Source organism: Pelotomaculum propionicicum, from assembly GCF_048984525.1.
GTDB lineage: Bacteria > Bacillota > Desulfotomaculia > Desulfotomaculales > Pelotomaculaceae > Syntrophopropionicum > Syntrophopropionicum propionicicum_A.
This window is the reverse complement of the sequence record NZ_JBMGJC010000004.1, coordinates 61,582-75,558: the sequence shown is the minus strand read 5'-3', so window position 1 is coordinate 75,558 and position 13,977 is coordinate 61,582. Positions and strand designations below refer to the sequence as shown.

At 51.5% G+C, this 13,977-nt stretch carries 16 protein-coding genes; 5 read left to right on the top strand and 11 right to left on the bottom strand.

Features of this window, described 5'->3' with window-relative positions; genetic code table 11:
* Positions 1-188: 188 nt before the first annotated feature.
* From ACOBQJ_RS05560 to ACOBQJ_RS05525, 8 genes are all read right to left on the bottom strand, one after another.
* Positions 189-680 (bottom strand): type II secretion system protein GspG, encoded by a 492-nt coding sequence (locus tag ACOBQJ_RS05560; protein ID WP_421070738.1) that lies wholly within the window; start codon positions 678-680, stop codon positions 189-191.
* A 27-nt stretch (positions 681-707) separates the two neighbouring features.
* Entirely contained in the window at positions 708-1,940 is a 1,233-nt protein-coding gene (locus tag ACOBQJ_RS05555; RefSeq protein ID WP_421070737.1) for a type II secretion system F family protein, read from the bottom strand.
* A 19-nt stretch (positions 1,941-1,959) separates the two neighbouring features.
* Complete coding sequence (locus ACOBQJ_RS05550) at positions 1,960-3,495, bottom strand: GspE/PulE family protein (protein ID WP_421070736.1); 1,536 nt, start codon at positions 3,493-3,495, stop codon at positions 1,960-1,962.
* A gap of 28 nt (positions 3,496-3,523) precedes the next feature.
* The gene (locus ACOBQJ_RS05545; protein WP_421070735.1) at positions 3,524-4,294 is read right to left on the bottom strand and encodes a prepilin peptidase; all 771 of its coding nucleotides are present in this window, start codon (positions 4,292-4,294) and stop codon (positions 3,524-3,526) included.
* Between the two features lie 245 nt (positions 4,295-4,539).
* Positions 4,540-4,911: a DnaJ family domain-containing protein gene (locus tag ACOBQJ_RS05540; protein WP_421070734.1), complete on the bottom strand. Its 372-nt coding sequence runs from the start codon at positions 4,909-4,911 to the stop codon at positions 4,540-4,542.
* A 108-nt stretch (positions 4,912-5,019) separates the two neighbouring features.
* The gene (locus ACOBQJ_RS05535) at positions 5,020-5,169 is read right to left on the bottom strand and encodes a hypothetical protein (protein ID WP_421070733.1); all 150 of its coding nucleotides are present in this window, start codon (positions 5,167-5,169) and stop codon (positions 5,020-5,022) included.
* A 155-nt stretch (positions 5,170-5,324) separates the two neighbouring features.
* Complete coding sequence (locus ACOBQJ_RS05530) at positions 5,325-7,766, bottom strand: DNA internalization-related competence protein ComEC/Rec2 (protein WP_421070732.1); 2,442 nt, start codon at positions 7,764-7,766, stop codon at positions 5,325-5,327.
* A 39-nt stretch (positions 7,767-7,805) separates the two neighbouring features.
* Complete coding sequence (locus tag ACOBQJ_RS05525) at positions 7,806-8,468, bottom strand: lytic transglycosylase domain-containing protein (protein ID WP_421070731.1); 663 nt, start codon at positions 8,466-8,468, stop codon at positions 7,806-7,808.
* A 227-nt stretch (positions 8,469-8,695) separates the two neighbouring features.
* Here ACOBQJ_RS05525 and ACOBQJ_RS05520 point away from each other — a divergent pair, with 227 nt between their 5' ends.
* Entirely contained in the window at positions 8,696-9,451 is a 756-nt protein-coding gene (locus ACOBQJ_RS05520; RefSeq protein WP_421070930.1) for an alpha/beta hydrolase, read from the top strand.
* Positions 9,452-9,582: 131 nt separating this feature from the next.
* A complete protein-coding gene (locus tag ACOBQJ_RS05515) occupies positions 9,583-9,738 on the top strand; it encodes a hypothetical protein (protein ID WP_421070730.1) in 156 nt (51 codons plus the stop codon).
* A gap of 67 nt (positions 9,739-9,805) precedes the next feature.
* Here ACOBQJ_RS05515 and ACOBQJ_RS05510 read toward each other — a convergent pair whose 3' ends face one another.
* The 3 genes from ACOBQJ_RS05510 to ACOBQJ_RS05500 form a co-directional block, all read right to left on the bottom strand.
* On the bottom strand, positions 9,806-10,048 hold the full coding sequence (locus ACOBQJ_RS05510; RefSeq protein ID WP_421070729.1) for a YdbC family protein: 243 nt from the start codon (positions 10,046-10,048) through the stop codon (positions 9,806-9,808).
* 76 nt (positions 10,049-10,124) lie between these two features.
* Positions 10,125-10,751: a helix-hairpin-helix domain-containing protein gene (locus ACOBQJ_RS05505; protein WP_421070728.1), complete on the bottom strand. Its 627-nt coding sequence runs from the start codon at positions 10,749-10,751 to the stop codon at positions 10,125-10,127.
* A 119-nt stretch (positions 10,752-10,870) separates the two neighbouring features.
* Positions 10,871-11,539 carry a DUF421 domain-containing protein gene (locus ACOBQJ_RS05500; RefSeq protein ID WP_421070727.1) on the bottom strand — a complete coding sequence of 223 codons (669 nt, stop codon included), beginning with the start codon at positions 11,537-11,539 and terminating at the stop codon, positions 10,871-10,873.
* A gap of 244 nt (positions 11,540-11,783) precedes the next feature.
* Between ACOBQJ_RS05500 and ACOBQJ_RS05495 the strand changes: the two genes are divergently transcribed.
* From ACOBQJ_RS05495 to ACOBQJ_RS05485, 3 genes are read left to right on the top strand one after another with little or no spacing between them, the layout of a single operon-like run.
* Positions 11,784-11,999, top strand: coding sequence for a 4Fe-4S binding protein (locus ACOBQJ_RS05495; protein WP_421070929.1), 216 nt, complete (start codon positions 11,784-11,786; stop codon positions 11,997-11,999).
* 3 nt (positions 12,000-12,002) lie between these two features.
* Positions 12,003-13,166 (top strand): 2-oxoacid:acceptor oxidoreductase subunit alpha, encoded by a 1,164-nt coding sequence (locus ACOBQJ_RS05490; protein WP_421070726.1) that lies wholly within the window; start codon positions 12,003-12,005, stop codon positions 13,164-13,166.
* Entirely contained in the window at positions 13,156-13,974 is an 819-nt protein-coding gene (locus ACOBQJ_RS05485; protein WP_421070725.1) for a 2-oxoacid:ferredoxin oxidoreductase subunit beta, read from the top strand. Before ACOBQJ_RS05490 ends, ACOBQJ_RS05485 begins: the two co-directional genes overlap by 11 nt.
* Positions 13,975-13,977: the final 3 nt, after the last annotated feature.

The following is a 13,977-nucleotide window of genomic DNA, read 5'->3' as shown; positions in this document are numbered from 1 at the left end:
CAGAAACAACATTGTTTCAACATATCAATTTTATGTCACTATTATCACAAAATAATGTAATAAAATCAATACCTGATCAAAGTTTATTTTCATTTTGGGGAGCCGAATTTCAGCTCCGGACTTAAGCCAGAAGAAAAATCGGAATAATTTGGGGGAAAGGTTTATAAGCCCTTCCCCCGTAAGGTATTCTAAGGCTCTGATGGCGCCCCCACTACCGGCGCATTTGATGTCCCCGCGCTGCCGCTGCCGAATACTGCAGTAGTGGCGGGCTGGTTTTGCACTGTGTCCCTGCCTGACCTGATGTAAAATTTCGAGCCGTCCGTGGATTTATATATGTAAAAACTTGAGGCTCCCCATGGATCAGCCACGTTTAGAGTGCCGTCCTGTCCGGCGGTCCCGGAACCCGGTGTCGCAGTCACAATAAGTCCGGCATTTAACATTTTGGCCTTCAGGGCGTCCAGCGTAGTATCACTGGGATACGCCCCGTTCTCGGCATAATAGGTGTCCAGCGCCGCCTGCATGGTGCTGATCTGTGCCTTTGCCTTGGTTACTTTTGAATTCTCTATGTAGCCCAGATAAAATTTTACCCCCCCTGCGATAAGCACGGCGATGATAATCATCACGACCATCATCTCAACCATGGTGAAGCCTTTCTCATTGCGAATCAGCCTGCGCAACATTTTTTCACCCCCTTTCTTTTTTTGTTATCACATACCTCCCCCCGGACCGGCCTGCATGATATCAGACATGCCGAACAGCGGCAGGTAAATGGACAGGGCGACGAAAGCGACGATCAAACCCATCGCGGCTATTAATAACGGCTCAATAAGGCTGGAAAGACCGGCAAAAAGATTGTCCGCCTCCTCTTCGTAAAAAACAGCCAGCCTCTCTAAAATATTGTTCAGCCTGCCGGACTCCTCGCCGACAGCGATCATGTGCGCGGCCATGGGTGGAAACAGCATGCTTTTCTTCAGTACCGGGGCAATCCTTTCTCCTACCCTGATGTTTGTCCTGACCTTGTTGATCTCCTGTGCCACCAGGTTGCTGCCGGATACGTTTTCCACTACCTCCAGGGACTGCATCAGGGGCATGCCGCTCATTAAGAGAGTGGCCAGCGTCCGCGTAAACCTGGCGACTATTGTTTGCCGGGCAATCCTCCCAACCAGGGGCAGTCTCAGCAGAAACCTGTGCAGGACGATGTTGGAGCTTTTTTGTGTGCCGGCCCACTTCAATATAAAGAACAGGACCGCTGATGACAGGAGTAAAACATACCAGTAAGACGCCAGCGCGCCGCTTAAGCCGATTACGATACGGGTAGGCAGGGGTAGTTCGGCGCCCATTGACTCAAACAACCCCGCAAAAACAGGTACAACAAAGACCATGATGCCGATTACAGAGGCAAACACCAGCACGGCTACCAGCAGGGGATACGTTAACGCTGATTTTATTTTTTCTTTTGACCGGTGTTCTTTTTCGAAATGCGTTGTCAGGCGCGCCGCTGCCTGACCGAGCGTACCGCTGGCCTCACCCGCGGCGATCATGTTTATGAAAATTTCCGGCAGGCAGTCCCGGTGGGCTTTAAAAGCGCTGCTGAGGCTGTTCCCTTTTTCCACACTGGCGGTGACGTCGCGCAGGACAATTGTTAGCCGTTTGTTTTCCGTCTGCGCTGCGAGTATGTTCAGGCATTGCAGGAGCGGTATTCCCGCGTCCAACATTGCTGACAGCTGCCGGCAAAGGAAGGACATGCTCTTTAAATCAATCTTGCGGCTGAAAATTTTATCAGTACTTTGTACGGCCCCGCGGGCAGGTTTTATTTCAACCGCGAAACAGCCCTTTTCACGCAATAAGGAAGCCACCCCGCCGGGGCTGCTGCTCTCGACCTTACCGCACACCAGCTTGCCGGACAAATTCCTGGCTTTGTAATTGAAAACCTGATTCATATGTTCTCCCCCGGCCTTTTTATTCTCTCAGGCAGGCCCGCATAATTTCCCTGACTGTGGTGAGGCCCCTGGCCGCCTTTGCCAGCCCGTCCTCCTTCAGGGTAACCATGCCTGCGCTGACAGCCGCCTCCCTTATCTCTTCCGTGGAGACATTTTTTAAAATAGTATTATGAAGATGTGGAGACAACGTCATAACCTCATAGATGGCAATGCGGCCTTTGTAACCGGTAAATTTACAATTCTCACAACCCGCGCCGGTAAAAAGCAGCGTCCCCGGGTCAAGGCCGGCAAAGGCCGCTTCAGTGCGATCCAAAATACTCAGCTGCTTGCAGTTCTCACATATGCGGCGGACCAAACGCTGGGCGACCACGCCGGTGACCGAGGAGGCCACCATAAAGGGGGCTATCCCCATATTAATCAGCCTGGTAACCGCTCCCGGCGCGTCATTCGTATGGATGGTCGACAGCACCAGGTGACCGGTGACAGCCGCCTGGACGGCGATTGCGGCGGTCTGGTGATCCCTGATCTCACCGATCATAATAACGTCCGGGTCCTGCCTCAGGATGGAACGCAGGTAGTTGGCAAACGTTATTCCCGCTTTGTCATTCACCTGCGCCTGGTTGACGCCCGCCAGGGTGTATTCCACCGGGTCTTCAACCGTGATAATGTTTTGTTCGATAGTGTTGATCTCATTTAAAGCTGTGTACAAAGTCGTGGTCTTACCGCTGCCGGTCGGCCCCGTCACCAGCAGCAAGCCGTGCGAGGACTTGATAAAGCCCTGGAAACGCTTGAGGTTATACCCTGAGAAGCCCAGCTGTTCCAGGGTATATCTTTTAACGTTTCCCTTGTTCAGGACCCGGATCACTACTTTTTCACCGTACATTGTAGGCATAGTTGAAATCCTCAGGTCAATGTCACGGCCGGGCAGTTTTAAAGGTACCCTCCCGTCCTGGGGCAGGCGACGTTCGGCAATATCCAGGTTTGACATCACTTTGATGCGTGAGACAATTGAAAAAATCATCTTGAGGGGCAAATTCATTACTTCAGTCAGAAGGCCGTCTATCCGGTACCTGATACGGACCGTGTGTTCAAAGGGCTCGATGTGGATATCGCTGGCCTCCTCATCAATAGCCCTTGTAATCAACAGGTTAACCAGCCTGATCACCGGCGCCTCGTCAACTAATACTTCCTCTGACGTCTCAGGCGGCCTCGCGTCGCCCGGCTCAATTCCCAGGTCCTGCATCGCCATTTCAACTTCCGGGGCGCCAAAGTACTTCTCAATAAGCAATTTGATTTCTTCCCTGCCCGCCGCCAGCGGTTCCACATCACAGCCGGTAAATAACCTCAGGTCGTCAATGGCCAGGATATTAAAAGGTTCAGCCATTGCGATAAACAAACGGTTTCCTGATTTCTTAACCGGAAAAAGCAGGTGCTTTCGCATTAAGTGCTCCGGAATCAACCTGAGGAGGCTCTGATCAATTTTGCCGGCCGGCGCAAGCTCCCGCAGCCCCGGCTTTTTAGCCAGTAATTCAGCGGACGCCGCCCCCCTCTTCAATAAAACACCCCCCGGAATACTTTTGAAACTAATTAACGATTAAGACACTGTTAAAGTACCATGAAATGATTTCACTCCCGCTGTGGAGCGCGATCAAAGTCCCCGCGGACAGAAAGGGGCCAAAGGGGATAACGTCCTTCCTGCACTTTACCTTTAGCAAAATCAGCGTTAAACCGGCCAGGCCCGCGAGCAGGCACCCCAGCAGGACGGCGACTGCCCCGTTTGGCCAGCCCAGGCACAGCCCCATAACGGCAGCCAGCTTAATATCCCCGCCGCCCATGCCTCCACGGCTCGCAACCGCCAGGACCAGCAAAAACAGCAGGGCCGCTCCAAACCCCGCCAGGGCGGAAGTAAAGGCCGGGTCCCCTGTAAAGATCATAAAAATAATCCCCACGCACAGGGCAAAAACAATGACCTTGTCCGGGATAATATAGTGTTCCATGTCAATAACAGAAATTAAGATAAATAAGGATATGAAAAACAGCGCTTTTATCAGCGGCACTGATAACCCGTAGCACAGGCAGGCCGCCATAAATAGCAAACCTGTCGAAAGCTCGGACAGGGGATGAAAGACGCTGATGCCGCACCCGCAAAAACGGCACCTGCCCCTCAGCCAGACATAATTTAATAGCGGGACCAGGTCAATGGCCTTAATTCTCCGGCCGCAGTGTGAACAACGGGAAGGCGGGTATAGTATTGACTCGCCCCGGGGTATGCGGTACGCGCATAAACACAAAAAACTTCCGATAACGATACCTATGGCAAAGAAGATATAAGGGAGAACAGCTGGAGAAACCATATTACCCTGTCCCTCTTTCAGACCGTATAAGATTACTATGTTTTACAATTCTGCAAAATAGTATTTGATCTGCATTATATCACAAATTTATTGAAATATTTGTCGTTCTATGTAAATAATGTATATAAATTTGCAAAAAAAAATTATTGTATTCGTAAAAATACAATAATTTTAGCTCAGGGTATCGGCAAATTCTTTTTTCAAAGCCCAAGGTGTTGAAACTGCTGGTCCATTTTTTGGGTAAATCAGTATCCTGCTAGTTTGCTGAATATCTTGCTTTTATATGAACCCAGGGCATGGTTCAACGCCCTTCTTTCCATCAATATATCGAACTTTAGCATTTTGCAGGTCAATTTTCTTTGCAGTGAGCCTATTTCTTTTTCTTCATGACAGCTGTCAATCAATTTCTGCAGGGACACTATTTCTTTCTTTAATTCCATCTCTTCCGGCAGCACCCCGGCGTTTTTGAGTATGGTGTACCCGGCCCGGAGTTCTTCCGGAATGTGCGCCATATCGTCCAGGTTTAGGGGTTTGCCTTTATTGGGAAGGTTGTCAAACTCTCCGTTCAGCACTGCCTCCCGGATCTTGCCTTCCGCGATGGTCCGAAATATATCCATGGTCCAGGCCTCGCTTTAACTCAGTTCCTGGCTTGTCAACCAGTTATTTTATAACATTATAACAAAATTATCTCATTATTAAACTATAATTTTAGGAACATTAATATACTACTCCATGCAGGAATGAATAGTAAAGGGCTCCCGGAATTCACAGTCCATATGAGTGACTGCACGGCCTATTTTACATCTCTGATCTTGATCTTCATGGTCGTCAAAGGTATCGAAGTGCATGCAGTCAAAGCATGGCCACCTGTCCATTTTACCACCTCTAAAAAATATGGTAACCAACAAAGTCCAAATAATACTCCTGCCCGGAAAATTACTTCTTTAATACCCATACACCCGCCGCCATTAGTCCAAAGCCGGCGACAGCCCGCAGGGGCGAAATTTTTACTCCGGCCAGGACGATCCTTTTATTCGCTTTTCCTGCCCCTGCTGATTTCTAAATTATTCCCGTCTGTCCGCATTATAACCGCGCCGTCCTGGTCGGTGCGGTAAACACTGGTCCCGGCTGCGCTGAGAATATTCAGCGTGGCCTGATCCGGGTGCCCGAAAGTATTATGGGCGCCGACGGATATAACAGACGCTTCGGGCCGGACCAGCTCTAGCAGGGCCGGCAGCAGGGAGCGGCTGCCGTGGTGAGGCACTTTCAGCACATCGGCTTTCAGGTCTGCTTCTCCCCTCAGCAGTTCCCTCTGTTCATCCAGCTCCGCGTCACCGGTAAAGATAAATGACCTGCGGCCAAAGGTAACCTTTATGACCAGGGAGCTGTTATTAATATCGGAGCCTGACCTGACAGTATGGCTTTCAGCCGGCGACAGAACCTCAATTTTTAAATCACTGTCAAGGGCGATCCGGTCGCCGGCCAATGCAATTTCCACGGGAATGCCGCGCCCCTCAATATTATCAAGCAGCGTTGTGTAAGCTGCCGGGACACCATCTTCACGGCCTCCGTCAGCCGCCGTGGCTGATGGCTCTTCTTCAACGGCATGTGAAACCAGGACCATTTGCACGGGGAACCGCTTCACCAGCGAGACAGCTCCACCGCTGTGGTCCTCGTGGGGGTGGGTCAGGACCAATACGTCAATCGCCCGCACGCCGGTTTTCCTCAGGTAAGGTTCCACTACCTGGTCCCCGGTTCCAGTCCCGGCATTGAATTCACCCGGCCTGCCGCCTGTGTCGATCAGCATGTTCCGCCCGCCCGGAGCCTGCACCAGGATGCTGTCACCCTGCCCCACGTCGATGAAGTGGACTGTCATCTCGCGCTTGTTATGCCAGGGCCACCAGATCAAAACCAGGACCAAAGCCAGGGCCGCTCCCACCGGAGCCCACCTTTTGACGAGCTGCGCGGCGGCCTCGCCCCAGCGGCCCGCATAAACCTTTTCAGCAGCAAAAAGGCTTGCATACCAGGCAGCGGCCAGGAGCACAGGCGGAGTGGACAGGTAAATAACCGCCCCGGGCAGAGAACGGAAAAAACCGACCATTGTTAAAAAGATATCCAGGACGTAACCCGTACTGACGTTTACCAGGGCGGCCAGCGGCAACCACACCTGGCCGAGCAGGGCGGCCATAACGCCAAAGGCCATAATCAGGCCTGTCAGTGGCACAGCGAGTATATTGGCGATTAAGGACACAGGTGACAGGAGGTTATAGTACCAGGCGACCAGCGGCACAGTGGCCGCCTGGGCGGCCAGGGTAACAGCAAACGCCTGGACGGCCAGCCGTCCGGTAGCGCCAGGCGGTACTCTCAAAAATTTGGCGCACACGCTGGTAAAAAACGGCCCCAGATATAAAATACCCCAGGTAGCGGCGAATGACAGCTGAAATCCGGGGTGGTATAATTGCAGCGGGTTCCTGACCAAAATAACCATGGCGGCCAGGGCCAGGGTAGTGGGCCAGTCAGAGTCGCGGCCAAAATGATGAGCCCAGACAAAAAGCAGCGCCATGGCCGCAGCCCGCGTCACAGCCGGGTTCAGCCCGGTCATCATCGCATATGCTAACAACAGCGGCGTCGCCAGCGGCGCAGTCCAGGCGGGAGGCAGCTTCAGAAGCCTCAGCAGCCCCAGCAGAGCAGCCAGCACCAGCCCCACATGCAGCCCGGAGACACTGAGTATATGTACCACACCGGTCTCAGAGAAAGCCTGCCTGGTGTCCCGGTCAATCAGGCCCTGGACGCCGAAAATTATCCCGTTTAGGACCGCTGCTTGCGCAGGCGCCAGGGAATAGGTTGCGGCGCCGGACAATTTTTGTTTTACCGCCAGAGCCGCGCCCTGCAGCGGGTTCGCCCCGCCGGAGCCGACCTTCCTTGCCGCTTCATCTCCCCTGGCCGTCAGGATAAGACTGATCCCCTGCCGCTCCAGGTAAGTCCTGTAATCGAACAAACCGGGATTGCCGGCGGGATCCGGACGGGCCAGCAGGCCTGATACTCTCAGTATATCGCCGTAAGCGAAAACACGTTTCGATCCCTTTAACTGCAGGCGGACCAAACCCGATACCGGACTTGTTTCTCCGGCTCTTGTCAGCTCCCGCGCCTGCAGCAGGTAAAACACTTTATCCTCGCGGACATCGGGCTCTGATACGACAAGGCCGGTCAGGACGACCCTCTGCCCGTCATAATTGAGCAGGGCAGTCTCGCCGCTTTCTGCCCAGAGGCGTGATAAAGCCAGTCCCAGCAGGAGAAAGAGGACCAGGAGCAGGCGGCTGTTTTTCTGCCAGGACAGTAAAAATCCAGCTGCGGCGGCAGCAAAAGAAAAAGCGGCTAGGATAAATGCCACAGACGCTTTGAGAGCAGTTATTTCTCCAATAAGAATGCCGGCGGTAAAAAATACCGCCAGGACGACCACAGGCCTGTTCATAAAAATCTCCGCTATTTTATGAGGACAGGTGAGGGACTGCTAGACTGTAAAATTTATTCTGTTCTCCAGCACCTTCCGTACGTAATCTCTTGTTTCTTTATAGTTTGGTATTCCTCCCGCGCGGTCCACCGCTCCCGGTCCGGCGTTGTAAGCGGCCAGGGCCAGGCTTACGTCACCGCCGTAACGGTCGAGCATCTGTTTTAAATAACGCACGCCGCCCTCTAGATTCTGTGCCGGGTCATATGGGTTCCGGACCCCCAGGTAGGAGGCGGTGTCCGGCATGAGCTGCATCAGCCCGATTGCCCCCGCCGGTGAAGTGGCGCCGGGATTAAAGTCTGATTCGGCCTGGATTACCGATTTAATTAGGGACTGGTCCACCCCGTATTTTGACGCCGTATTTTTGATCAGGCTGTCCAGGCTGCCGGTCCCGGCACTGCCGCCGGTTGACCTGCTAATGCCGCGGGACGCGGTCCTGTTTTCGGATGTAAACCTTTTCCCCTGCTTCATTGAACCGGCGGTGGAAGCCTTAATGCCGCCGGAACCGCAGTAATCTGCCGGCAAATACTCCAGGCCGCCGGACAGGGCCAGCGTGAGCAGCAGTTGGAATTCACCGCTTTTCGCCCCTGTCCCCTTTACTTCTCCGCTTTGGAAACCTGTAAGGTATTCCATCAGCAGCATTCTGATCAGCGGGTTGACTTCCATGAAAAAAGCCCACCTCTCCGCAATATGGCGTGATAGTTTTAACAAGTGCATATGGAGTTCTGGAATAGTTCTCCAAAAAAGCCTAAACCCCTTCTTTTTGCAGTATTTCTATTAAACAATTTGACATGATTAACAGGATTTAATAGGATTAACAAGATTTTAAAAGAAATATTATTAGTTGAATCTAATAATCTTGTAAATCCAGTTAATTTGTTTACCCGGAGGGGATAACCATAGGAGTAAAACCGTTTTACTTCCCCGGCGGCAGCACAGGCTGTCTTTTAATACATGGTTTCGGCGGTTCACCCATTGAAATGATGCCGCTGGGTGAATACCTGCGCGGTAAAGGCATAACGGTTTCAGGTGTCCTGCTTGAAGGCCACGGCACAAAGCCTTCTGATCTAAGGGGCAGGAGCTGTGAAGACTGGATAGGTTCTGCTGCTGCCGGGCTGGAAAAGCTGAAGAGCATCTGCTCTCACGTTTTTCTGATCGGATTTTCCATGGGAGGGACCATAGCCCTGCACCTGGCGGCGAACTACCAGGCTGACGGGGTGATTACAGTTTGCGCGCCGGTGTACCTTGAGCTGAAGCTGTATCTCACCCGCCCTATTGAATACCTCCTGCATTTCAAAAAAGCTGTGGACCACAATATCAAGGACCCGTGTGCTCGTAATAATCATTTTGCTTACAACACAGTGCCCCCGGGTGCGCTGATACAGCTGTTCAGCCTGATGCGCTCGGTGCGGTCCGAACTCTGCCGCATAACTGTTCCCGCCCTGGTCATTCAATCACAGGACGACGGTGTTGTCCCCTGCAGCAACGGTCCTTACATATACAGCAGCCTGGTTAACACCGCCGGTAAAAAATTTATTTGGCTGAAAAACTCAGGACATATGGCTGTTATCGACTATGATCAGGAACTTGTCATGTCAGAAATAAATAATTTTATTAAGTCCAGACTTGGAGAATCTCCTGGCGCGTAACGACATTCCATTAATAATTAAATTTTCAAAGGTAAAGGATTTATGGAAATTTTGTTGAAACACTTATTTAACATTCAAAAGGTACCGTTTCCATTCTGCGAAGAGCTAAAAAACACCAGGAGGGGACCTTGATGGATCAAGAGGAAAACAGTCTGGAAACCGATTTCAACTGCGACTGCGGAGGGCAGAGAAGCCACATGTTCAAAACCGAAGACGAAGATTCGGTATATGACTTTTACAAGTGCCAGTGGTGCGGTGACATAACGCATACGGACAACCGCAAGTAGTAACCGCCACCGTACAAGTATACTAAGCCCGACCCGGCATCTTAAGCCGGATCGGGTTTTTATTATTTTACGGCTCCAACCCCAGGCCAACAATATCGATACTGTCCAGAATTTCTTTCAACTTTTTTATTTCCTCGCAGTTCAAAGTAATGCCTTTACCCATTTTCTCATGTTCCGGAGCCCAGTCACGGATGTCGATTTTGGGCTTGCGCTCGTTCCAGCAGACCAGGTTGATCTCTTTCTGCCAACCCCGGGAGCCCTCTGAAAGGACCCCCAGGCTTTTTGTAATTTCAAATTTTATCTCAGCCATAACTGTGAGCCTCCTCAACTATATATTTAGCTCATAACAAAAGATAAACATAGGGTTTGCCACACTATGTAAAATATTAATAAACAGTTATCCTGTCCTTCAGGTTTTCAAAGTTTTTGTCGCCTATCCCGGAAACATCCTTTAAATCTTCTATAGCTTTAAAAGGGCCGTTATTTTCCCGGTACTGGATAATCCGCTGCGCCAGCGAGCTGCCTATACCGGGCAGGGTATCCAGCTGAGCGGCGTCGGCTGTGTTTATATTGACCAGGCTGTTTGCGGCGAAACCTGTACCTGCCGGCATACCGCCGCTCCTCGACGTACCAGGCGCCCCCGGCTGGCTTCCGGCTGCCGCCGGTCCGTCCCGATCAGCTTCAAATGGGACGTAGATGTCCTGCCCGTCAATAACTTTAGCCGCAAGTTTTAAAGAGTCCAGGTCGGCATCTCCCATCGGAACGGCCTTGTTAACCGCGTCGATGATCCTGGCATCGGCCTCCAGTACGTAAACGCCAGGGTTGGTGACAGCTCCTGTCACATGCACATTTAAACTTTTGACCCTGCTTTGTTCCGCTGTTTCCAGCACCGGCTTAACCGCGGAGCGCTCCTTGACCTGGGCTAACCTGTATCCCCCGCCAAAAAGTATGACCCCCACCAGGACAAGCAGGATTACTTGTTGTCTCCTCTCAAGCTGGATCAATCGCAACACCTTCCGGCGTCTAACTAAATGGACTATAAGGTTAATTCTACCATAAACGACTATTTCCTCCTTTTAGTTAACATTATTATGAAAATTTGTCATTAAATCTTATCCCCACGCGGCAGCTCTCACTTTCTGTTAATAAAAAGCCTGCCGTCAGTGCCGAGTGTGGCCAGGAGGACTTTCCTGGGAGTCAGCCCCCGTTCGCTCAAAACCTTCTGCAGCCAGGTCTCGTCCAAATCAATTTGATCCAGGTTTTTCGTCAATACATCACCGTCCATGACCAGGACCGTCGGCAGTCCTTCATACGCGGTGGGGATCCCCAAATCGGCGGGTGTGACCGGGCGGTGCTGGGATTTTAAAATTACGCTTAACTTCCCTGAAGTCTCCAGCACGGCGAACTCGACGTCATCCGGGTCCACTATCCCCTTTTCACGCATCTGGGCTATCAGGTCATCCAGGTTATAGCGGGCTTTTCTCATTTCCGCCTTCAACAAGACCCCGTTTTTAATTATAACCTGGGGGTGGCCGCAGATAATGCCGCGCAGTTTCCGGCTGAAAAGAGTGGCATAGGATACGATTACTTCCAGGATACCTAAAATACAAAGCGGGAGGATACTGTGCCAGAGGGGAATGTTAGTGGCCTCCATCGGTATCGCCGCCAGTTCGGCGATAATAATGGCAACGACAAAATCAAAAGGGGAAAGCTGGCCGATCTCCCGTTTCCCCATCATCCTTATTACCAGCAGGACCAGGAAATATACAAAAGTGGTGCGGTAAACATATTCCCAGATCAAAAACAGACACCAGCCTTTAAAATTTATTTTAGGTTTTACCGTATTTTAATAAAAATATTACTTTACATCGGGTGTAAATAGAGTAAAATATGAAATAGGGAAAAAACTTGTATTATTTTGAGATTAATCTCATTATGAGATACTGCTAAACCGTAAGAAATGAATAGTAATATCTCAATATGATATATTCATACTGACAAAAATGATGTTTTCCCCAGAATATAGATTTTTTGAGGTGAAAGCCATGGCCCTGGAAGCAGTTACCGCTGTCCATTACAGGACAGTATCAATTAATACCGGCCTGTGTAAAGGCTGCGGCATATGCGCGGCCCTTTGCCCCGGGGTATTAAGCATGGCCGCCGGCGGCAAGGCTGTAGTAGCGAACCAGTCTCTCTGCACCGGCTGCCGCAATTGCGAAAACCATTGCCCCGACTTTGCAATTTTCACAGAGGTGGACTGACAAATGACTGAAATTACACCGCTTGCCCGTTTAATGCAGGGCAACGAGGCTATTGCCGAAGGCGCCCTGGCTGCGGGTGTGCGTTTTTTTGCCGGCTACCCGATCACACCTTCCACCGAGATTGCCGAGATCCTTTCTAAAAAACTACCCGTCGTTGGCGGTAAGTTTATCCAGATGGAAGATGAAATATCCAGCATGGCCGCCGTTATCGGCGCGTCCCTGGCCGGATCAAAATCCCTGACCGCCACCAGCGGTCCCGGATTTTCTTTAAAACAAGAGAACCTGGGCTTCGCGGTTATAGCGGAGGTCCCATGTGTCGTGGTCAATGTCCAGAGATGCGGCCCCAGCACAGGCATTCCCACCGCCACCGCCCAGGGAGATATAATGCAGGCCCGCTGGGGAACCCACGGCGACCACCCTGTAATAGCCCTGTGCCCGGCTTCGGTACAGGAATCGTATAGCTTAACGATACAGGCATTCAACCTTTCGGAACGTTTCCGGACGCCCGTGATCCTGCTGTCAGAGGAAGTAATCGGACACAGCCGGGAAAGGGTCATCCTCCCCGACCCGTCCGAAATTAAGATCGTCGACCGCAAGAAGCCGCCTGCCGGTCTTGAAAAATACTTTCCTTATAAACCGGACGATGACGGAGTTCCGCCAATGGCCAACTTTTGCGAGGGGTATCGCTACCACGTAACAGGTCTTACCCATGATGAAAGCGGCGGTCCTACCACTGACCCTGAAAAAGCCGAGCGCTTGATCAACAGGTTAAACGACAAAGTCATGGATCACCTTGACGAAATAACCATGACCGAATCATGGATGACCGAAGATGCTGAAATTATCGTCATTGCATACGGCGCGACCTCGCGTTCCGCCAAGAGCGCGGTTAAAAAAGCCCGGGAAATGGGAATTAAAGCCGGTCTTTTCCGCCCGATTACGATCTGGCCCTTCCCCGCTAAAGAAACAGCTGCCATATGCAAACAGGCCGGCACGGTAATTGTACCCGAATTGAACCTTGGCCAGTTGATAGGCGAGGTGGAACGTGTCGCCCGGAGCAATACAAGAATTAAGGGCATTAACCGGGTTACCGGAGAAATGATCACGCCGGATGAGATCCTGGATGTTATAAAATCAGAAGTCAAGGTGAAAAAAAATGCGGAATAGCACTGAAAAATACCTGCGGACTGAAAAACTGCCGCATATCTGGTGTCCCGGCTGCGGCAACGGGATCGTCCTCGGCGCCATGGTGCGGGCTTTCGATAAGATAGGCTGTGACCAGAACAATACCGTGATCGTATCCGGTATAGGCTGCTCTTCCAGGGCAGCCGGCTATATGGATTTTAACACGCTTCACACCACCCACGGCAGGGCGCTGGCTTTCGCCACCGGGGTTAAACTTGCCAGGCCGGAGATTAACGTGTTTGTAATCATGGGTGACGGGGACTCGAGTTCAATCGGGGGAAACCACCTCATACACGCGGCCAGGCGCAATATAGACCTCACGGCGATAATATTCAACAACAATATTTACGGTATGACCGGAGGGCAGTACTCACCTCTGACACCGCCGGATTCTCTCGCTACGACCGCGCCCTACAACACCATTGAGCGCAACTTTGACCTTACTGAACTGGCCAGGGCGGCGGGCGCCACTTATATAGCCAGAAGCACCACCTACCACGCGGCCATGCTTACCAGGCTGGTCGTGGCCGGGGCCTCCCACAAAGGCTTCAGCATGATCGAAGCAGTTACGGCCTGCCCTGTTTCCTACGGGCGGCGCAACAAGATGGGCGGCGGTTACGATATGCTGATGTGGCAGAAGGAGCACGCGGTTTCAGTTGAAAAAGCAAAAAGGTTAACGCCCGAAGAGATGCGGGGGAAATTTATCATCGGCGAGCTTTATAAAACTGAGGCCCCGGAATATACCGAGGTCTACGATCAGCTAATAGAGAAAGCCCAGGGGAAATTTTAAGGG